Annotated in this window: 21 protein-coding genes; 15 read left to right on the forward strand and 6 right to left on the reverse strand. The window is 37.4% G+C overall.

The features are described 5' to 3' along the window. Positions 1-8 precede the first annotated feature (8 nt). The 15 genes from hemE (at position 9) to G530_RS0101510 (ending at position 13,299) form a co-directional block, all read left to right on the forward strand. Entirely contained in the window at positions 9-1,034 is a 1,026-nt protein-coding gene (gene hemE, locus G530_RS0101440) for a uroporphyrinogen decarboxylase (protein ID WP_026932831.1), read from the forward strand. Continuing rightward, positions 1,035-1,517 (forward strand): DUF6973 domain-containing protein, encoded by a 483-nt coding sequence (locus G530_RS0101445; RefSeq protein WP_026932832.1) that lies wholly within the window; start codon positions 1,035-1,037, stop codon positions 1,515-1,517. A gap of 9 nt (positions 1,518-1,526) precedes the next feature. Continuing rightward, positions 1,527-2,429 (forward strand): oxygen-dependent coproporphyrinogen oxidase, encoded by a 903-nt coding sequence (gene hemF / locus G530_RS0101450; protein WP_026932833.1) that lies wholly within the window; start codon positions 1,527-1,529, stop codon positions 2,427-2,429. A 21-nt stretch (positions 2,430-2,450) separates the two neighbouring features. Then, positions 2,451-3,440, forward strand: coding sequence for a porphobilinogen synthase (hemB, locus tag G530_RS0101455; RefSeq protein WP_026932834.1), 990 nt, complete (start codon positions 2,451-2,453; stop codon positions 3,438-3,440). Between the two features lie 62 nt (positions 3,441-3,502). Beyond that, positions 3,503-3,859: a hypothetical protein gene (locus tag G530_RS0101460; RefSeq protein ID WP_205619185.1), complete on the forward strand. Its 357-nt coding sequence runs from the start codon at positions 3,503-3,505 to the stop codon at positions 3,857-3,859. 99 nt (positions 3,860-3,958) lie between these two features. Continuing rightward, the gene (locus G530_RS0101465; protein WP_156888583.1) at positions 3,959-4,435 is read left to right on the forward strand and encodes a hypothetical protein; all 477 of its coding nucleotides are present in this window, start codon (positions 3,959-3,961) and stop codon (positions 4,433-4,435) included. A 130-nt stretch (positions 4,436-4,565) separates the two neighbouring features. Beyond that, a complete protein-coding gene (locus tag G530_RS0101470) occupies positions 4,566-5,714 on the forward strand; it encodes a CNNM domain-containing protein (protein WP_026932837.1) in 1,149 nt (382 codons plus the stop codon). Then, positions 5,695-6,165 (forward strand): methylated-DNA--[protein]-cysteine S-methyltransferase, encoded by a 471-nt coding sequence (locus G530_RS0101475; protein WP_026932838.1) that lies wholly within the window; start codon positions 5,695-5,697, stop codon positions 6,163-6,165. The genes G530_RS0101470 and G530_RS0101475 overlap by 20 nt, the downstream gene beginning before the upstream one ends. Before the next feature lie 65 nt (positions 6,166-6,230). Continuing rightward, the gene (locus G530_RS0101480) at positions 6,231-7,373 is read left to right on the forward strand and encodes a serine hydrolase domain-containing protein (RefSeq protein ID WP_026932839.1); all 1,143 of its coding nucleotides are present in this window, start codon (positions 6,231-6,233) and stop codon (positions 7,371-7,373) included. Position 7,374: 1 nt separating this feature from the next. Then, a complete protein-coding gene (locus tag G530_RS0101485) occupies positions 7,375-9,105 on the forward strand; it encodes a DUF4153 domain-containing protein (protein WP_035715685.1) in 1,731 nt (576 codons plus the stop codon). A gap of 22 nt (positions 9,106-9,127) precedes the next feature. Next, positions 9,128-9,844 (forward strand): 3'-5' exonuclease, encoded by a 717-nt coding sequence (locus G530_RS0101490; protein WP_026932841.1) that lies wholly within the window; start codon positions 9,128-9,130, stop codon positions 9,842-9,844. Positions 9,845-9,995: 151 nt separating this feature from the next. After that, the gene (locus G530_RS0101495) at positions 9,996-10,673 is read left to right on the forward strand and encodes a DUF4331 family protein (RefSeq protein WP_026932842.1); all 678 of its coding nucleotides are present in this window, start codon (positions 9,996-9,998) and stop codon (positions 10,671-10,673) included. Positions 10,674-10,699: 26 nt separating this feature from the next. Next, on the forward strand, positions 10,700-11,413 hold the full coding sequence (locus G530_RS0101500; RefSeq protein WP_026932843.1) for a DUF4331 family protein: 714 nt from the start codon (positions 10,700-10,702) through the stop codon (positions 11,411-11,413). A gap of 72 nt (positions 11,414-11,485) precedes the next feature. Next, positions 11,486-12,766: a tetratricopeptide repeat protein gene (locus G530_RS0101505; RefSeq protein WP_026932844.1), complete on the forward strand. Its 1,281-nt coding sequence runs from the start codon at positions 11,486-11,488 to the stop codon at positions 12,764-12,766. A gap of 173 nt (positions 12,767-12,939) precedes the next feature. Further along, the gene (locus G530_RS0101510; protein ID WP_026932845.1) at positions 12,940-13,299 is read left to right on the forward strand and encodes a DUF6616 family protein; all 360 of its coding nucleotides are present in this window, start codon (positions 12,940-12,942) and stop codon (positions 13,297-13,299) included. 41 nt (positions 13,300-13,340) lie between these two features. Here the strand turns inward: G530_RS0101510 and G530_RS0101515 are convergent, their stop codons facing one another. From G530_RS0101515 to trhO, 6 genes are all read right to left on the reverse strand, one after another. Further along, positions 13,341-14,000, reverse strand: coding sequence for a CoA transferase subunit B (locus tag G530_RS0101515; protein ID WP_026932846.1), 660 nt, complete (start codon positions 13,998-14,000; stop codon positions 13,341-13,343). A gap of 2 nt (positions 14,001-14,002) precedes the next feature. Further along, a complete protein-coding gene (locus G530_RS0101520) occupies positions 14,003-14,704 on the reverse strand; it encodes a CoA transferase subunit A (protein ID WP_026932847.1) in 702 nt (233 codons plus the stop codon). Between the two features lie 108 nt (positions 14,705-14,812). Next, entirely contained in the window at positions 14,813-17,122 is a 2,310-nt protein-coding gene (locus G530_RS0101525; protein WP_026932848.1) for a penicillin-binding protein 1A, read from the reverse strand. A 15-nt stretch (positions 17,123-17,137) separates the two neighbouring features. Continuing rightward, complete coding sequence (locus G530_RS0101530; RefSeq protein ID WP_026932849.1) at positions 17,138-17,626, reverse strand: gliding motility lipoprotein GldH; 489 nt, start codon at positions 17,624-17,626, stop codon at positions 17,138-17,140. Beyond that, complete coding sequence (locus G530_RS0101535; RefSeq protein WP_026932850.1) at positions 17,619-18,794, reverse strand: PSP1 domain-containing protein; 1,176 nt, start codon at positions 18,792-18,794, stop codon at positions 17,619-17,621. The genes G530_RS0101530 and G530_RS0101535 overlap by 8 nt, the downstream gene beginning before the upstream one ends. A gap of 213 nt (positions 18,795-19,007) precedes the next feature. After that, positions 19,008-20,039 (reverse strand): oxygen-dependent tRNA uridine(34) hydroxylase TrhO, encoded by a 1,032-nt coding sequence (trhO, locus tag G530_RS0101545; RefSeq protein WP_026932851.1) that lies wholly within the window; start codon positions 20,037-20,039, stop codon positions 19,008-19,010. Positions 20,040-20,219 lie beyond the last annotated feature (180 nt).

The raw sequence follows: 20,219 nt of genomic DNA on the forward strand, positions 1-20,219 counted from the left end.
CTCAGGAAATGATAAAGAACGACCTGTTTTTAAAAGCATTAAAAGGAGAATCTGTAGAACGTCCACCGGTATGGATGATGAGACAGGCAGGAAGATATTTGCCAGATTTCATGAAACTTAAGGAGAAATACGATTTTTTCACCCGATGCAGAACTCCGGAACTGGCTACCGAGATCACTGTGATGCCTATAAAACAAGTAGGTCCAGATGCGGCAATACTTTTTAGTGATATCCTTGTGGTTCCCCAGGCGATGAATATCGAAGTGGAAATGAAACCAGGAGTTGGGCCATGGTTGCCTAATCCCGTAGATACTGCAAAGAAAGTAGACCAGGTTATTGTTCCAGATGTGAATGAGGAATTAGGTTATGTTTTTGATGCGATAAAACTTACCAAACAGGAGCTAAATGATGAAGTTCCTCTTATTGGGTTTGCCGGTTCTCCATGGACGATTTTATGTTATTGCGTACAGGGTCAGGGTTCAAAAACCTTCGATAAGGCTAAAAAATTCTGCTTTATGGAACCTATCGCAGCACATACCTTACTTCAAAAGATCACCGATACTACGATCGCTTACTTAAAAGAGAAAGTAAAAGCTGGAGTAGATGCAGTTCAGCTCTTTGATTCATGGGGTGGATTATTAGAACCTAAAGATTACCAGGAGTTTTCATGGAAATACATGCAGCAGATCATCGACGCTTTAAAAGATGAAGTGCCTGTGATCGCCTACGGAAAAGGATGCTGGTTTGCTTTAAAAGAAATGTCACAATCTGGAGCTGCTGCTCTTGGAGTAGACTGGACTTGTGAAGCTAGAAATGCAAGAAATTTAAGTGGTGGGCAAATCACTCTGCAGGGAAACTTTGATCCCGCAAGGTTGTATTCAAAGCCAATTGAAATAAAATATATGGTGAACGATATGATCAAAGCTTTTGGTAAGGACCGATATATTGCCAACCTTGGTCATGGTATCCTTCCAGATATTCCTGTAGACAACGCGAAGGCTTTTGTAGATGCTGTTAAAGAATACAGAGGATAGGTGCTCGTTGAAAGGCTTAAAAAGTTATCATTTAAAAAATTCTTCATTTTAGGGGGAGTATTAATTTTAAAGCCTTTTCTAATTGTTCCAACTTATAAAGGAACCAGGAAAACCATATCAACCTGCAATGAGTGTTTTGGCAAAAAACATCATGGCGATACCAGGTCCAATGCATTTAGACATGCACTATGGAATTACCTCATCTGTGAGCAATGTTTTGAAATCACAGGTTCTATCGAAAAGACTACGGAATGGAGTAAAAGAATTACCGATCTCCATGAAGATATGTCGCCCAATTCAAAACTGGCAAAAGAAATGGATCTCCATAACAATAAGATTGGCCGGGATCTTTTTGCTGAAAATCAGACAATTCAGCTGGATCATGTGGAAGAATTACAGAAAATGACCAGGAATGCTGTAAAAATTTCTTCTTCAGAAGATATTAAAGCGGCAAAAACGGAGTTGGTTTATATAGAAGATTGAATTTTAGTTATGAAAGAGAAGTTTTACCGATATATTCAGGAACTACAGGACAGGATCACTTCAAAAATTGAAGAGATCGATGGAAAAGCAAAATTCCAGGAAGACATCTGGAAACGTAAAGAAGGTGGTGGCGGTAGAACCAGAGTGATAGAGAACGGAGCTGTATTTGAAAAAGGCGGAGTTAATATTTCTGCAGTTTATGGTCCCCTGGCTCCAGCTATGCAGCAATATTTTAAGGTTGGAGATGTAGATTTCTTTGCATGCGGTCTTAGTTTAGTACTGCATCCTAAAAACCCAATGGTTCCAACGGTACATGCTAACTGGAGGTATTTTGAAATGTATGATAAAGATGGGACCGTGATAGACCAATGGTTTGGTGGCGGTCAGGATCTTACCCCCTATTACCTATTTGAAGAAGATGCGAGGCATTTTCATAGGGTTTCAAAAAAAGCCTGTACACCTCACGGCTTTTCCCTTTATACTGAATATAAACAGAAATGTGATGAATATTTCTGGAATGCCCATCGTGATGAAGCACGCGGGATTGGCGGCTTATTCTTTGACTATTTGAAGGCTGATAGCCACATGAAAATTGAAGACTGGTATGATTTTGTAACCGATGTTGGTAATTCTTTCCTTGAGGCCTATGTCCCTATTGTCGAAAAACGAAAAAATCTCCCTTATTCCCAGGAAAACAGAACATGGCAGGAAATAAGAAGGGGTCGTTATGTGGAGTTCAACCTGGTTCATGATAAAGGAACTTTATTTGGTTTAAAGACCAATGGCCGTATAGAGAGCATCCTTATGAGCTTACCGCCACATGTACAGTGGGTCTATGACCATCATCCTGAACCTGGCAGCCAGGAAGAAAAACTTCTAAAAGTTCTTGAAAACCCTGTAGACTGGGTTTAAATAACGAAAAACCATTTGAATATGTATCCATTAAGACGTAACCGCAGATTAAGAACAAATGAAGCCATAAGATCTATGGTTCGAGAAACCATTATATCTCCAAATGATTTTATTGTTCCGCTATTTATCGTTGAAGGAAAAAATGTAAAGGACGAGATCGCTTCCATGCCCGGATATTTCAGGTATAGTCTTGATAATATCGAAAAAGAAGTAAAGGAACTCTGGAAGCTAGGATTAAAGTCAGTTTTACTTTTTGTAAAGGTTTCTGAAGATCTTAAAGACAATGCAGGAAAAGAAGCCATCAATCCTGAAGGCCTAATGCAACGAGCAGTAAAAACTGTGAAAAATGCCGTTCCTGACATGATCGTAATGACCGATGTTGCTCTTGACCCGTATTCACAGTTTGGGCATGATGGGATCATTGCTAACGGAAAAGTATTAAATGATGACACCTCAGCCATTTTAGCTGAAATGTCTCTTTCTCATGCAAAAGCCGGTGCCGATTTTGTTGCTCCAAGTGATATGATGGATGGCCGTATTTTCGAAATAAGAAGCCTGCTTGAAGATGAAGGTTATCATGATACAGGAATCATGAGTTATTCGGCAAAATATGCCTCTGCGTTTTACGGTCCGTTTAGAGATGCCCTGGATTCAGCACCTGTTGAAGCGCAGAATATTCCGAAGGACAAAAAAACGTACCAGATGGATCCCTCCAACCGTGATGAAGCCATTAGAGAAACCTTGATGGATATCGACGAAGGGGCTGATATAGTGATGGTAAAACCTGGATTGTGTTATTTAGATATCGTTAGAGATATAAAGAATACGGTGAATGTACCGGTTTCAGTTTACCAGGTTAGTGGAGAATATGCGATGATTAAAGCCGCTTCAGAAAAGGGCTGGTTAGATCATGATGCGGTGATACTGGAACAATTAACTGCTATTAAACGTGCCGGGGCAGATATGATCGCCTCCTATTTCGCAAAAGAAGCGGTGAAATTAATTTCCTAAGTGTAAGAAAAATATAACTAAATTTTTGAGTTGAGAATTGGTTTTCGTGGTACGTTTGTAATGTGAAAATTCAAAGGTTTTCTTTTGTAAGTCTTTTATTGTTGCAGGTCGTATTTTTGATCTCAACTACCAACACTTTTGCCTATTCTGAACCAGGTTTAGACCTTGATTCCAGAGCCGGGGAATATTTCAAAGCAAAACAGAACAGAAAGGCTGTTCTTTTCGAAGAAAGTATTGCTGAAGCCTGTTTTCAGATTTCGCCTGAAAATGAAAATAACTTTTCTCAGTTTTATTCAAATCTACAATTTGAATATTTCCAGGTCAAGGCTGATTCTAAAAATCAATTAACCTCAGAATTTCAGCCTAACAATAGAAGTATCTTAAAAACACAGATATTTCCTTTCCATTTTTTCTGGTAATTAAATAAAGAATATTTCGGCTTTAAAAAGCAAAAAATCAACCCCTGCGCAGATGATTGCGTCCCGGGTTACTATTCAATTACCTTAAATACTATAAAAATGGATAAATCATCATTAATGATAGGCACAATGCTGTTCTTCATTTTCATGTTCCCAATAATTTACGTTTTGCTCAACCAAAGATCTAAAGAAGCGAAACTGAAAAAAGAACTTATTGAGCTGGCTTCAACAAATGACCTGAAACTAGACAAATTTGAAACGTTAGGTCATTTAACCCTTGGCCTTGATAGCACTAAAAAGATGCTTTTAGTCTTAGATCCTAAAATGGATGTAGATCGCAGGGTCATAGATTTGAAAGAAATCAGCCAGGTTAGGATCACCAAAAACACTCTACGTGAACAATCCAAGAAAGAGAGAATTATTCATCTTGGCCTTGAGCTGGCAGATCGTGATACATCGAAAATCACAGAAATAATTTTCTACGATGAAGATGATCATGACAGTACAGATGCTGAGATCCGGTTAAATGAAGCAAAGCGCTGGGATGATCTACTACAGAAAAATCTTGCAGTGTAATGGTTAGTTTTGGTTAATTTAAAGGTCTTCTCATTATCGAGAAGGCTTTTTTAATGCCCTTTTATCATTTCTTTTTAAGAAAATGCTTTCAGAATATATAAATTAGCCAGTCTAACAGTCATTTAAGCATATGGGCTTATTATTAACTTTTGCAGTTTTATCGATCTTCTTTTCATTTATGTGCTCCATCCTGGAAGCGGCATTGCTAAGTATTACGCCATCTTACATCAAGATCAAGAAAAAAGAAGGTAAACCTTACGCTAAAACACTGGCCAGCCTTAAACAGGATATAGACAAACCTTTAATTGCCATTCTTACAATCAACACCATCGCACATACGGTAGGTGCTATTCTCGTTGGTGTTCAGGCTGAAAAAACTTTTGGCGACGGAGGTAATTCTGTTGGAATCGTTTCAGCCATTATGACCCTGGCCATATTGATATTATCTGAGATCATTCCTAAAACGATTGGAGCCACCTACTGGAAATCACTGGGGAATTTCACAGCACGTTCTCTCACTATAATGATTTTTCCATTAAAATACACTGGGATTTTATGGCTGCTTATGCTCACTACAAAACTGATTGGAAAATCGGCACACGTAAGTTCCATGAGTAGGGAAGAATTTGCCGCTATTACCGATGCAGCAGAAGAAGAGGGTGTTTTTGAAGAAAGTGAAACCACTGTGATAAAGAATCTACTGGTTTTTAAATCTGTGGAAGCTAAGGATGTAATGACTCCGTTTTCTGTAGCTATTACAGAGGATGAAAGTCTATCACTTAAGGAATTCCACAAAAATCACAAGAATCTGAAATTCTCCCGAATTCCGGTTTATGAAGGAAGATCCAATAATATTTCAGGATTTATTCTGAAAGATGATGTGCTAGAGGAAGTTATAGATGAAAAAGGTCATCAGCCGCTGAGCGAAATAAAACGTGATATCCTTGTAACCAACGATAATACTCCTATCCCTGAGCTTTTTGAAATCTTTGTTCAGAAAAGAGCTCATATCTCCATGATCGTGGATGAATATGGAAATGTTACCGGAATTGTAACCATGGAGGATATTATAGAAACTTTACTGGGTCTGGAGATCATGGACGAAAGTGATAGTGTGGAAGATATGCAAATGCTCGCCCGGAAGAACTGGGAAAGAAGAGCAAAACGCCTGGGATTGATACAGAGAAAACAGGACCAAGAGACCGAAGAATCTATAGAAACAAATACCGAAAAGGAAAAGAAGGAAGAGGAAGAAAAGAATGAAAACAGCCAGAATTAAAACTCCTCTTGGGATCGCTGAAATTGCTGGTGACTTAGATGGACTGGCCTCTGTGAAAGTACTGGATGAGGGCAGTATTTCTTCAGAAATTCCTGCAGAACTAAAAAAGCCTGTTGAACAGATTGAAGCCTATTTCAATGGTGAATTGAAAGAATTTAATCTCCTCCTGAATCCACAAGGCACTGAATTTCAGAAAAAGGTATGGAATAAGCTGCTGGATATCCCGTACGCAACAACCACTTCTTACCTGGAATTATCCAGACAACTGGGAGATGAAAAAGCAATACGAGCCGTAGCATCTGCCAACGGAAAAAATCCATTATGGATCATTATACCCTGTCACCGGGTAATTGGAAGCGATGGTTCACTTACAGGTTATGCCGGAGGTTTGCATAGAAAAAAGTGGTTGCTAGATCATGAAAACCCTCCTAAACAGCAGAGCCTCTTCTAAAATTAGTATTTTTCAGCAACAGTATCCTAGATCTAATTCATTTGAACTGGATTAAAATTATATAGATGAAAAAGCTATTTAAAGCATTATTACTATTCATTGGGTTCTTACTTTTAGCCTCCCTCATTCTCTATGTAGCCGGCTATGGTTATATTTTCAAAGCTATTAATACAACTTACCTCACAGGTCATAAAACTGCATTTATAGACGATCATACTTATTTTGATAACCACGTGGTCGAAAATTCAGATAGTATCCAGAAATGGCCAATAGGTAGCAAATACAATACTATACCTGCTACCAAAACTCTGGATAGTTTAAATAGTAAACTTGAAACCGCGGCTTTCCTGATCATTAAAAATGATAGCATTCTTTTCGAAAAATATTACCATGGGTATGATAAGCTGTCCAGGACCAATTCATTTTCTATGGCCAAAAGCCTTGTTACGATCCTCATGTTTAAAGCCATTCAGGACGGTTTTCTAGAGAATATAAACCAACCGGTAGCAGATTTCTTTCCACAATTCGATCCAAGACTTAGTATTGGCGACCTTTCTTCCATGGCGTCTGGATTAAACTGGAATGAGAATTATTATAATCCTTTCGCATCTACGGCCAGGGCTTACTTTGGTCAGGATATCCGTGAACAGGTCATGGAGTTAAAAGTAATAGAGAAACCTGGTGAAGAATTCAAATATCTAAGTGGAAATACTCAATTATTAGGGATGGTCATCGAAAAAGCCACAGGACAAAATTTGAGCGAATATTTAAGTGATTCCTTCTGGAAACCAATGGGAATGAATGATGATGCTCTTTGGCAAATTGATAGCCGGGAATCTGGAATGGAAAAGGCTTATTGCTGTATTTCAAGCAATGCAAGGAATTTTGGGAAGTTCGGAAAGTTATTGATCAATAATGGTAAATGGAATGGCGAGCAATTATTAGATTCCTCTTTTATAGAAACTGCCTCAGAACCACGATTCTCTGAAACTTCATATTATGGATATGGTTTCTGGTTAAGTGACTATCGTGATAAAGACATTTACTACATGCGCGGAATTTTAGGCCAGTACGTTATAATGATCCCAGAGGATGATCTAGTTATAGTAAGACTGGGAAGAAAACTTATTCGAAAGAAGGATGATAAGCATTACCAGGATTTTTATATGTATATTGACCAGATCTACAAGATGTTGAATAACCTTTAATATGAGCTATTTTAAGGAATTGCCTACGAAAATGATAATGGCATTCAAGCGTTTCCCATTAACATTAATATGGGTTACGATAGGAAGTTTCTTTGTTATTTCATTAATACATAATCGTATTAATATATTTGGCATCCATTATAAAGAGGTTATCACTTTAATACTGGGAGTCAGCTGGTTAATTGGCGCTCAATTTATTACAGAAAGTCAAAGAAGTAGATTAGTTGGTTGGGGAGTAAAGACAGTGATAATTTTACTTCTAATCATATATTATATTAATTTACCGGATATTTATGATTCGTCACAGACATTCATCTATCTTAGGTGGTTTATATTATTACTAGCAGGCCATATATTTATATTTTTCGCCCCATTTATTTTTTATTGGAACACTGTTGATTACTGGAATTACTTACGGCGCATAATTGTCGCTATTTCCCGAAGTATTCTTTTTTCAGGAATTATATATTTAGGATTATCCCTCGCATTATTAGCGGTAGAAAATCTTTTTACATTCGATTTTGGTGAAGAAATTTATTTCGAACTTTTTATTTTCTGTTTAGGAATCATTAATACGTTCATTTACCTCTCAGATTTTCCAAAAGAAATTTATAAAACTCAAAAGCTTCATTATTCTAAAGCTTTGGATGTTTTAATTAAGTATATTCTAATTCCGATACTTATATTATACCTTCTAATTGTATATGCTTATTCCTTCACAATATTGCTTACATGGCAACTTCCGGAAGGTTGGGTATCCTATCTAATATCAATTCTTGCAATTACAGGTTTTATAATCTATATCATAATAGATCCCATTCGAGAAAAGCATCAAAACCTAATTATAAGAAAATTTCATCCAATTCTTCAGGTCTCATTGTTACCACTATTTATACTGCTTTTTATAGCAATATACGCTCGAATTAGTGCTTACAATTTTACAGAGAACAGGTATTTCCTTTTAATATTAGCATTTTGGTTACTTGGCATTACACTTTTCACTTTAATAAGCAAAAAAAGAAAGTTATCCCTTCTGCCTATCAGTCTCTTTATTCTGTGTTTACTTAGTATTTATGGGCCTTGGAATGTATTCAAGATTTCTATCCAGGCACAGGTAAATGAACTTTCAGAATTGATAATTAATACTAATAATGGGGAGCAGGCATTAACCGGAGATGAAGTAGAGCGATTCAAGAATATTGCTCGCTATTTAAAAACACGAGAAAAGCTTAAATTAGTTGACGATGAAATTGGTTTTGAAACGTCTTATTTAAGATATTCATATAGTGCTGGCAAATATATGCTGGACTCTATTTATGGGAAAAATAATTATACAGAAAATAAGCCTTTTAATTTTGATGATAAAAGTTTTAACTACAGTAGTTATACCTTCCATGATGAAATAAATATTAAAGGATACGAAAAGTTTATATTAGTATCTGCTTCAACCATTCTACACCAAGAAAAAAGGTCTACTTACAATCTGGAGATTGATCAAAGTGAAATAATTCTTAGAAATTCATCTAATGAATTATTTAGAATGGATATGGAAAATGATATTACTGAAAAACTTCAAAAATATCAATCCTTTAGCAATATTCCTGAAGGTAGTTTTGTATATGAGTTCAACAAGAAAGCTAAATTTAAAGTAGTTATTATTTCATTAAGTGGTATTAACCAAAATAATAAAGTAGAAATAGAAAGTATAACTGCCTACATTTTTATTAGGTAACAAAAACTTTTAATAGGTAAATATGCTACATAAGATTAAACTGGAAAATATACTTTTCCTGGACATTGAGACCGTACCTGAATTTCGGGATTATTCTGAAATGAGCGAAGAGAAAAAATTGCTTTGGGACGAAAAATCTAAATATCAACGTAAAGAGGATTTTACTCCGGAAGAGTTTTATGAAAGGGCAGGTATCTGGAGTGAATTCGGGAAGATCATCTGTATCTCGGTTGGTTTTTTCAGTTTTAAAAATGGAAGTAGAAGTTTTCGTATAACCAGCTTTCAAGGCGAAGAAGAAAAATTATTAAGAGATTTCACCGTATTACTGGAAGAATATTTTTTTCAGCCCTATCATCTGCTATGTGCCCATAACGGGAAGGAATTTGATTTCCCTTATATAGCCCGAAGAATGCTTATTCATAATATGCGTTTACCTTCAAAACTTAATCTATTCGGGAAAAAACCCTGGGAAGTTCCGCATCTGGATACATTAGAACTATGGAAATTTGGTGATTATAAACATTTCACTTCCCTTAAATTACTTACCCACGTACTCGGCATCCCTTCTCCCAAAGAAGACATAGACGGTTCTATGGTTAGGGAGGTATATTATGAAAAAGGAGAATTAAACAGGATCGTGGAATATTGCGAAAGAGACGTTATTGCCATTGCACAGGTAATTTTAAAATTAAGACAGGAGGTTCTTTTAAGTGATTCAGAAATAATTGCTGTAAATTAATTTAGCTAATTCCCTACTCAGCAGGTTACTTACAAACCAGGTGAATTTCTTTAACAAAAGCTTAACTAGATATAAAAAACCCAAACTATCTCTTAAGGCGTAGATAAGGTATGTAAAGACAAAAAAGTTTTTACTCTTAATTATAAACCTTATGAAAAAAGTTAAGCTTTTCACAGTTTTAGGAATAGCTCTTTCTGCCGCCATTTTTATCGCAGCAGATCACGTAGACGCACCTGGTGTTGCAGGTTCTTCGGCAGATATTGCTGATTTCTACGCTTTTGAACCAACAACAGGATCCAGTAACACGGTATTCATTGTAGATGTTCAATCTAATGTTTTACCAGATTTAACTTATGGTGCATTTGATGAAGATGTACTGGTAGAGATCAATATCGATCTCGATGGTGACCTGGTTGAAGACAGAGTTATTCAAGCCATTCCGAGAGACGGAATGATGTATTTCTTTGGACCTTTTAGCCCAAGTGCTACTGGTCTTAATAGTGAAGTGAGCGTTGATAATGCTTTAGGAATGGTAGAAATATCTTCTACTAGTGCCATCACTGAAACTACTTCTAACGGTGTATCTCTATTTGCAGGACCTAGACAGGATGCATTTTACTTTGACTTTGTGAGATTTAATGAAGTTGTAGCCCCTTCCGCTGAAGATAATTCAGGATTCAATGTTCCGGGAACAGATACTTTTGACGGCGCCAACACGCTTTCCATTGCCCTGGAAATACCGAACAGTTTACTTGGAACTCCAACGGCAACCAATGTTTTAGGGATTCCGGTTTATAAGACCTGGGTTACTACTAATCGTAAGCAATAGTCAATCAAATTTTAAAAATTAGAATTATGAAAATAAATAATATAAAGATCCTTTTCTCTGCCCTATGTATTAGTGTAGTAGCGGTTGGATGTAGTGAAGATGATGATTTTATGATGACTGAAACACCTACCCCAAACCCTCCAGTGGAAATGATGGAAGTAGATTTTAGTGGATCATATAGCCAGGTAGACCATATGGGACGTCCGGGAATAAACACCGTCCTAAGTAGTAGTGCAGAAATTAAGAATATGCATAATACTACGATCCCTTCAGAAATGGGTGCTGCTTTTCAGGCTTCTTTTGAAGCTCAACTGGAAGGATTACATGACGCCTATGCGGTTGCTTTAGGAGCAGATCCAGCAGCAATCAATTTTGAACCGAATATCCTTGGTGATATCCTTAATGGATCAGAACCAACATCTGAAGATAACCCAAATCCTGTTTCTGCTACTGTATTAACTACAGTATTGGCTTCAGACGTACTTGAGGTAGCTCCAGATGCTCCAACTACTTATTTTAATCCTGGTAATGGAGCTCCTAATTTTGAAGGCGCTGTAGGGCTTACAGGAAGAATGCTACAGGATGATGTTATAGACATCTCGTTAATTCTATTATTTGGTGGAGAAAGCGGTGCCAGATTTAATGGCGAAGGTGGATTACCTCAACTAGTTACCGATGGTGTTGCTTTAACAGCAGATAATATTACAAACAGTTTCCCTTATATAGGGGCACCTGAATAAGATTTCCAATACTAATTGAGGCTGTAGTATGATTTATTACAGCCTCTTTTATTAACTAATGAATCAGAAATCATGAAGATCAATATTTTTCTTTTACTAATGTCTGTATTAATGATTAGTTGTGATCAGGAATCAGATAAAAAGGTGACAGCGCCTGAAGATTATAACGAATACCTTGCTGTAAAAGAGTCGAGAACTACCTCTCCATATTTTGAATTATGGAATTCCAAGATCACGAAAGATAGTCTTGAATTACCAAGTTTTGCAGCGGTAGCAGGACAATATAATACCTTCTTTGAGTCTACGGGTGATATAGCCTATTTAAAGAAAGCTGAACAATCACTTTTAAAGGCGGTTGAAATAGCGAATATTGATAAAGACAAATATTACCGATCTCTATCCAGAAATTATATTTCTCAGCATCGTTTTAAGGAAGCACGCATCTATGCAGATTCTGCTGCTATGTTAGGAAAAGATCTTACTGTAAATCAGCATTTACTTTTTGATGTACATATGGAATTAGGTAATTATAAAAAGGTCGATAGTCTTCAGAAGCTATTTGCAGATCCTTATGATTTCAATTACATGATTCGTGCAGCTAAATGGAACGACTTTGAGGGAGATCTGGACCGTACCATTATGTTTATGGAAAAAGCCAGAGATAAAGCTGAAGAAAGTAAGAACAGAAGTCTATTGCTTTGGGTTTATTCTAACCTGGGTGATTATTACGGCCATGCCGGAAGAATTGAAGATAGTTACGATCATTATTTAAAGACGCTGGAAATAGATCCTTCTAATTCTTACGCAAAAAAGGGAATTGCCTGGATCGTCTTTTCCCATGAGAATAATGAAACCGAGGCTCTGCGTATTATAGATTCAATTCTGGAAAGTCATAGTACGCCCGATCTTTACCTTTTAAAAGCTGAGATAGCGGAGCATAGTGATGATAATGAACTATATGAATCCTCCTTATCAAAATATAAAAATCTTACCCAGAAACCAGCTTACGGTGAAATGTACAATGCATATAACTTAAAGGTCTTTTTAGGTGAAAAAGGTAAAGAGATCGATGCTTTAGATCTCGCAAGAAAAGAAGTAGCAAACAGGGAAACTCCCGAAACTTATCAGTTGCTTGCCCTGGCCCATCTTAAGAACGGAAACAAGAAAGAAGCTCTTAAGATCGTTAAAGATAAAGTTGAAGGCAAAACTTACGAACCTGAAGCGCAATTAGCATTGGCCAATATTTACAAGGCTAATAATTTGACTTCAGAAGCTAAAAAAATTAAGAAAGAACTACTAGAAGCCAGATTTGAATTAGGACCCGTAACCTATAAAGAAGTTATGGACCTTTAATACCTTTTTACTCTTTCATTTTTGAACCCATGGAATTCTATATGTTTTTCATGGGTTCTTTTTTATAAATCTGATTTTCAACCAACTTATAAGGAAATATTAAGATTTTACTCAAATATAGATGCTAACTTTATATAACAATTAAACATTTTTTCGAACCAAAAATAGACGATATGTACTTATACATTGAAATGTGGAACGTTACTACAAAGTGGATGAAACTTAGTCATGAGGAGAGAAGGAAGCTAATGGATGATATGCATAAACGTATCAATAATATGAAAGCCAGTGGCGTTGAAAACCTTGGATGGGCAATAAATGACGAGCATACACCTTACAGGAGTGATTACCGCTATATGACTGTATGGAAAATGCCATCTGTAGAAGAAGTTAAGGTACTGGAAAGTAATCTAGCTAATGCTGGCTGGTACGACTATTTCTCGCAGGCTAATTCCAGAGGGGAAATGATAACTCAAGATAATGCGATAGACTTCCTGGTAGATATAGAAGAAAACTCGACCTCTATGAGTTAGAAATAAAAAAAGCCGGATCATAAATCCGGCTTTTCTATTTTTTATTGAAGTTTCATTTCTGGAACATCACCTTCTACAATAAGTTTTCCTTCTGTAGCATTTTCAATTTCTTCAACACTTACTCCTGGAGCTCTTTCCAGTAATTTGAAACCATTTTCAGTCACCTCGATTACCGCAAGATTGGTTACAATTTTAGTAACACAGCCCACACCAGTTAGTGGCAGGGAGCATCTTTTCAGTAATTTTGAATCGCCGGCCTTGTTGGTATGCATCATGGCCACAATGATATTTTCTGCAGAAGCAACAAGATCCATTGCACCCCCCATTCCTTTTACCATTTTACCCGGAATCTTCCAGTTGGCGATATCCCCGTTTTCGGCTACTTCCATAGCTCCAAGAATGGTAAGGTCTACATGTTGCCCTCTAATCATCCCAAAGCTCATGGCAGAATCAAAGAAACTTGCCCCAGGTAATGCCGTAATTGTTTGTTTTCCTGCATTAATAAGATCGGCGTCCTCTTCTCCATCGATAGGAAAAGGTCCCATCCCCAGAATTCCATTTTCACTTTGAAATTCAACCTGAATATCGTCACGAACAAAATTGGCTACCAAAGTAGGGATCCCAATTCCCAGGTTCACATAATATCCGTCTTTTATCTCTTTGGCTATTCTCTGTGCTATTCCGTTTTTATCCAATGCCATAATTATGCTTTTTGTCTTACCGTACGTTGCTCAATTCTTTTCTCATAGTCTTTTCCCTGGAAGATCCTTTGTACCAGGATTCCCGGTATATGGATATGATTTGGATCTAGTTCTCCCGGCTCTACCAGCTCCTCAACCTCAGCTACCGTTATCTTTGCAGATCCGCACATTACTGGATTAAAGTTTCTTGCTGTACCTTTAAAGATGAGGTTTCCAGCTTTATCTCCTTTCCATGCTTTTACAAAAGCAAAGTCCGCTTTGAAAGCTTCTTCCAGAACGTACATTTTTCCGTCGAATTCACGAGTTTCCTTACCCTGTGCAACTTCTGTCCCATACCCAGCAGGAGTATAGATTGCCGGAAAACCCTGTTGAGCTGCCTGGCATCTTGCTGCAAGTGTCCCCTGCGGGATCAACTCCACATCGAGTTCACCGCTAAGCATTTGTTTTTCGAAAATGGCATTTTCTCCAACATATGAAGAAACCATTTTATCTATTTGTTTTTTATGAAGCAATTGGCCGAGTCCGAAGTCATCGACACCGGCATTATTAGAGATACAGGTAAGGTTCTTTAAATTGAGACGTACCAGTTCAGAAATCGCATTTTCAGGAATTCCAGATAAACCGAAACCTCCCAGCATAAATGTCATTCCGTCCTTAGCGTCCTTTAAAGCATCCTGTACATTATCAACTGTCTTTATGATCATTTTTTCAGAATTTTACCCGAAAATACGAAAATAAAAATGTGGTCACAATGCTATAATGTGACTTCCCTGATTTATCTGGAATTTTTAATGAATTTTTTTGAGAAAAATTTAAAAATCGAGTTCGTCTGGAACCGAATTATCAGTTTCCTTAGAGGATCCATAATTCGCACAATCTACAGCGATACTCAAATTTTCGGGTCGTTCAAATGCCTCTTTAGAAACCTTAAGATCTGGGTCTGCATAAACATCTTTCATATACATTCCCCAAATTGGTAATGCCATAGTTGCACCCTGCCCATAGGTGATCGTTGGGAAATGAACTGCTCTGTCTTCTGCTCCAACCCAAACACCTGTAACAAGGTCTGGCACCATTCCCATAAACCATCCGTCACTCTGGTTTTGCGTAGTACCGGTTTTACCAGCAATTGGATTTTTCAGGTCATAAGGATAACCTGTCATGGCTGTTTTATAAAAAGCATTATTAGTACCCCAGACTCCTCTTAACCTGGTTCCTGAACCTCCCTGAGTAACCCCTTCAAGTAAATTAATAGTTACATAGGCAGCTTCTTTTGACAGAACATCCCTGGTTTCAGGCACATTTTGATAAAGAACAGTACCGTTCTTGTCTTCTATCCTGTTCACCATTACCGGTTTTATATAAACTCCCTGATTTGCAAAAGTGCTGTAAGCAGAAACCATCTCGAAAAGATTTATATCTGCTGTACCTAAAGCAATAGAAGGTACTGCAGGAATATTCCTGGTATCTATCCCCAGCTTCCCAATAAGATCTATTACGGGCTCTGGTCCTGTTTTATCTATTAACCTGGCCGTAATTGTATTTACAGAACTAGCCAGTGCCTTTTTAAGCGTATACATACCATCATATTCCCCATCACTGTTCCTTGGAGCCCAGTCATTCATATTACCATGCTTCCCGGCTTCAATAGTAAACTTACTTTTAGGTAAGGTATCACATGGAGAAAATTTTAACTGATCTATAGCCGTGGCATATACAAATGGTTTAAAGGTAGAGCCTACCTGACGTTTCCCCTGTTTTACATGCTCGTATTTGAAATGCTTGAAATTGATCCCTCCTACCCATGCTTTAACTTCTCCGGTTTGCGGCACCATAGACATCATCCCGGCTTGTAAAAATGCTTTATAGTAAAGTATAGAATCTCTCGGTGTCATGACCGTATCTATAGTTCCTTTCCAGCTAAAAACCCGCATTTCAGCATCTTCTTCAAAAGAATTCCTGATCTCTTCTTCAGAATTACCCTGAGCTTTCATCTTTTTCCATCTGGCAGAAACTCTCATGGCACTTTGAATACTATTTTCTATCTGTGATTTATCCAGGTCTCTAAAAGGAGCTGTTGGATTTTTCTCATTTTGACGATCAAATTCTTTCTGAAGATTTGCGATATGCTTTGTAACCGCATTCTCCGCATACTCCTGCATTTTAGAGTCTATACTGGTATAAATTTTTAAACCATCACTATATAAACTGTATTCACTACCGTCTGGCTTAGGATTCTCTTTTATCCAGTCTTTCATGAATCCCTGAAGGTAAGCTCTGAAATAAGTAGCCATTCCCTCATCATGTCCCTCTGGAGTAAACTCGATCTTCATTGGTAAATTCTGAAGGGAATCCATTTCGGTTTCCGAAATAAACCCATTACGGTTCATCTGCTCAAAGACCTGGTTTCTTCTTGATTTTACCAACTCAGGTCTTCTCATAGGATTGTACAATGCTGAGTTCTTAAGCATTCCAACCAGAACGGCAGATTCTTCGATCTTTAATTCTCTCGGCTCCTTATCAAAATAGATCTTTGAAGCAGAACGAATTCCAACCGCCTGATAAACAAAATCGTATTTATTGAAATACATGGTAATGATCTCTTCTTTAGTATACTGGCGTTCAAGCCTGGTAGAGATCACCCACTCTTTTACTTTTTGAAATACTCGCTCAAAATCATTCTGAGCCACATCCTCAGTAAATAATTGTTTAGCCAGCTGCTGAGTAATGGTACTTGCTCCTCCACGGGTTCCAAGGTAAACAGCCGCACGCAATGTACCTTTAGCATCGATTCCCGCATGTTGATAGAATCTTTCATCTTCAGTGGCCACCAACGCCTGAACAAGGTGATCTGGAAGATCTTCATATTTTATAGGAGTCCTGTTCTCACTGTAATATTTTCCCAGGGTTTTTCCGTCTGAAGAAAATATTTCTGTAGCTAAATTAGTTTCGGGATTTTCGAGTTCGTCAAAGCTTGGCATCTTACCAAATGCGCCCCATCCAGCAAGTAAAAAGATAAATACTGAAGTCAGGACACCAATTAAGAAAAGTGTCCAGAAACCTACTATATATTTACGATTGCTATGAGCAGGTTTTTTAGTTTTTTTAGTAGTGCGGGCCATTTATATTACAAAAAATTAATTATCGCTATTTTCTATCCTGAATCCTACATGAGTGATTCCTTCCAATTCCTGAATCCCCTCTATTTCACCATTTTTACGCATTGCTTGCTGAATGGTTACTTTGTATTTACCAGGTTCCTCAAACCTAACATTCTCCTTATACCAGAGCTTGCTTTCCTTTACATCCCCAAACCCTACACCTAGCCAATCACCATTGGGTCTGGTCATCTCATATTCCAAAGTATCACTGATCACTTTTCCCTGCGGAAACCTGATCTCGGTGATCAAAAATAAATTACTGTAGTTGTAATCATTGTTATTCCTAACGTTTATGAATAGATCATAAACCCTGGAAGAATCTATATCGTTAAATTCAAAAGTTACGATTGAATCTTTATTCCAGCCTTTTAATGATTCATACTCATCAAACACCCTTTCCCTGTCACAGGACGAAAAAGCAATAATTACTGAAGCCAATAAAGAAACGAAAAAAGCACTACGCATTCTTAGATCTTGAGGGATTACCTTTACGTTTTTTTCTCTTTTTATTGTTACGCTTTTTACGCTGTTGTTTAGGTCTGTCAAATCTTGTTAGACTATCCTCACTAACAGAATTATTAAAGCCTTTTGTTTCAGATTCATCGATCTGTAATTCAACTGCATATTCCTCTAAACTACTAACAGCCTCATCCTTTTTATTTTTAGCGATTATCTTATTCGCCTGCTCCGGGGTTAGCGTATGCCAGTTCATCCATTCACCTTCATAAGCATACCAAAGAAGGCCCTTGAAAATGTCAATTTTCTGACATACTGCGGTTCCCTTCTTGGTCTTTAACTTAACGTCGGTTTTTGGAAAAGATTTTAATGCTTCCAGATAAGTATCTAATTCGTAGTTCAAGCAGCATTTAAGTTTTCCACATTGTCCCGCTAGTTTCTGCGGATTTAGTGACAATTGCTGGTATCTAGCGGCAGAAGTACTAACAGATCTAAAATCTGTTAACCATGTAGAACAGCATAACTCACGACCACAAGAACCTATACCTCCTAGACGTGCTGCTTCCTGGCGAAGGCCAATTTGCTTCATCTCAATTCTGGTATTGAATTCTCGAGCGAACTCTTTTATCAGCTGTCTGAAATCCACACGATCTTCAGCAGTATAATAGAAGGTTGCTTTAGAAGCATCCCCCTGAAATTCCACATCGCTAATTTTCATGCTAAGATTAAGCCTGATAGCGATCTGTCTGGATCTTTGCTGGATCTTTGCTTCCCGGTCACGGGCTTCCTGCCAGACGTCTATATCTTTTTGAGAAGCTTTACGGTATATCTTAAGAACTTCTGGTGAATCCTGGTCTACTTTCTTCTTTTTCATCTGAACTCGTACCAGTTCCCCGGTTAGAGTAACTATCCCTACATCGTGACCCGGGCTGGCTTCAGTCGCCACCACGTCCCCGATACTAAGACTTAGTTTTTCAGTGTTTTTAAAGAAATGTTTGCGGCCGTTCTTAAAGCGAACTTCCACGATATCGAAAGGTTCTACACCTCCCGGAAGAGACATGTTTGAAAGCCAATCGAAAACGGTAAGTTTATTACATCCGTCGGTTCCACAGGTCCCATTATTCTTACATCCTTTCGGCTGACCGTCTTTGCCGGTCGAGCAACTTGTGCAAGCCATATATTATATATATTGAGGAAGTTACTTTATTGCGTGATAAGTAAACATCATTCTGTCCTGCCCTTCAGGCAATTATTGCAGAATCTCCTTCATCTTCAAAGGCCGATCATTTCAGCCAAACACGCATTATAAAAGCACCTTCTTGAGGTTCATAAAAATTTTCAACAGTAAATATACCAATATTAATTGGCACCACCATTTTAGAAAAGAAACCTATTGCTTAAATCGTAAAACCTCAGATCTTCCTTTTTTAAAGATCTTATTGCTGGCTCCCTTACCTTTTCGAAGTGCTTTTTGCTCTTCATAAGGCAATGCCGCGATCTCCTTACAGTCATCTGAACAGCAATCATTCATTTTCTCAGCACATTCCTTACACTGAATAAATAATAAATGACAAGCTTCATTAGCACAATTCACATGAGTATCACAAGGTTTACCGCATTGGTGACACTGGGCGATCACATCTTCAGAAATTCTTTCAGATCTGCGATGATCAAAAACAAAGTTCTTTCCAATGAATTTATTTTCAAGTTTTTGATTCTCCACCTGGCGGGTATATTCAATAATACCACCTTCCAGCTGAAAAACATTCTTGAATCCGCGATGTTTGTAATAAGCACTGGCTTTCTCACATCTAATTCCACCGGTACAATACATCACCAGGTTTTTATCTTCCTTGTGCTCCTTAAGATCTTCTTCAATGATATCCAGGGAATCCCTGAAAGTATCCACATCTGGTGTAATCGCTCCCTGAAAATGACCAATTTCACTCTCATAGTGGTTTCTCATATCCACTAAGATCGTGTTAGGATCATTTATAAGATCATTGAATTTTGCAGCATCTACATGAACTCCTTTATTACGAACATCAAAAGTTTCATCATTAAGTCCGTCGGCTACGATCTTCTTCCTAACCTTTACCTTTAATTTCAGAAAAGATTTAATATCATGTTCTATCGCGATATTCAATCTTACATTTTCCAGGAAATAGATCTCATCAAGAAATTTCTTGAATTCATTAAAACGATCTGCTGGAACTGAAAGCTGGGCATTAATACCTTCGTGGGCTACATAGATACGACCCAAAACATCCATCTGGTCCCAGGCAATGAATAAATGATTTCTGAATAATTCGGGATTTCCGATCTTTGCATAAGCATAGAAAGAGAGCGTAAGCCTGTCTTCTCCGGCTTCTTCTAAAAGGGCTTCTCTTTCTTTAGCGCTCAATTTATTGTACAGTTGCATGCTATACTAATATTTTAAGTGTTAAAGAAAATTTTTGCAAAGATACATTTTTACTTCAATAGTCCAATATTAGCTTTAAATATCACAAATTTCCAAATATTTGGAATAATTCCAAAAAACAGCTTTAAGTTTTATTGTATTGCAAAAAAACTTGTCTTATTTTAGCACACCTTATTTATA

It is taken from the genome of Christiangramia echinicola DSM 19838, from assembly GCF_000423065.1.
Taxonomy (GTDB): domain Bacteria; phylum Bacteroidota; class Bacteroidia; order Flavobacteriales; family Flavobacteriaceae; genus Christiangramia; species Christiangramia echinicola.

What these genes read in the sequence shown, in the direction of transcription:
- hemB (WP_026932834.1), top strand. Translation starts at nt 2,451, where the DNA reads ATGTATCCATTAAGACGTAACCGCAGATTAAGAACAAATGAAGCCATA.
- G530_RS0101465 (WP_156888583.1), top strand. Translation starts at nt 3,959, where the DNA reads ATGGATAAATCATCATTAATGATAGGCACAATGCTGTTCTTCATTTTC.
- G530_RS0101515 (WP_026932846.1), bottom strand. Translation starts at nt 14,000, where the DNA reads ATGGCATTGGATAAAAACGGAATAGCACAGAGAATAGCCAAAGAGATA.
- trhO (WP_026932851.1), bottom strand. Translation starts at nt 20,039, where the DNA reads ATGCAACTGTACAATAAATTGAGCGCTAAAGAAAGAGAAGCCCTTTTA.
- G530_RS0101525 (WP_026932848.1), bottom strand. Translation starts at nt 17,122, where the DNA reads ATGGCCCGCACTACTAAAAAAACTAAAAAACCTGCTCATAGCAATCGT.
- G530_RS0101520 (WP_026932847.1), bottom strand. Translation starts at nt 14,704, where the DNA reads ATGATCATAAAGACAGTTGATAATGTACAGGATGCTTTAAAGGACGCT.
- hemF (WP_026932833.1), top strand. Translation starts at nt 1,527, where the DNA reads ATGAAAGAGAAGTTTTACCGATATATTCAGGAACTACAGGACAGGATC.
- G530_RS0101490 (WP_026932841.1), top strand. Translation starts at nt 9,128, where the DNA reads ATGCTACATAAGATTAAACTGGAAAATATACTTTTCCTGGACATTGAG.
- G530_RS0101500 (WP_026932843.1), top strand. Translation starts at nt 10,700, where the DNA reads ATGAAAATAAATAATATAAAGATCCTTTTCTCTGCCCTATGTATTAGT.
- G530_RS0101530 (WP_026932849.1), bottom strand. Translation starts at nt 17,626, where the DNA reads ATGCGTAGTGCTTTTTTCGTTTCTTTATTGGCTTCAGTAATTATTGCT.
- G530_RS0101480 (WP_026932839.1), top strand. Translation starts at nt 6,231, where the DNA reads ATGAAAAAGCTATTTAAAGCATTATTACTATTCATTGGGTTCTTACTT.
- G530_RS0101510 (WP_026932845.1), top strand. Translation starts at nt 12,940, where the DNA reads ATGTACTTATACATTGAAATGTGGAACGTTACTACAAAGTGGATGAAA.
- G530_RS0101535 (WP_026932850.1), bottom strand. Translation starts at nt 18,794, where the DNA reads ATGGCTTGCACAAGTTGCTCGACCGGCAAAGACGGTCAGCCGAAAGGA.
- G530_RS0101495 (WP_026932842.1), top strand. Translation starts at nt 9,996, where the DNA reads ATGAAAAAAGTTAAGCTTTTCACAGTTTTAGGAATAGCTCTTTCTGCC.
- hemE (WP_026932831.1), top strand. Translation starts at nt 9, where the DNA reads ATGATAAAGAACGACCTGTTTTTAAAAGCATTAAAAGGAGAATCTGTA.
- G530_RS0101485 (WP_035715685.1), top strand. Translation starts at nt 7,375, where the DNA reads ATGAGCTATTTTAAGGAATTGCCTACGAAAATGATAATGGCATTCAAG.
- G530_RS0101470 (WP_026932837.1), top strand. Translation starts at nt 4,566, where the DNA reads ATGGGCTTATTATTAACTTTTGCAGTTTTATCGATCTTCTTTTCATTT.
- G530_RS0101505 (WP_026932844.1), top strand. Translation starts at nt 11,486, where the DNA reads ATGAAGATCAATATTTTTCTTTTACTAATGTCTGTATTAATGATTAGT.
- G530_RS0101475 (WP_026932838.1), top strand. Translation starts at nt 5,695, where the DNA reads ATGAAAACAGCCAGAATTAAAACTCCTCTTGGGATCGCTGAAATTGCT.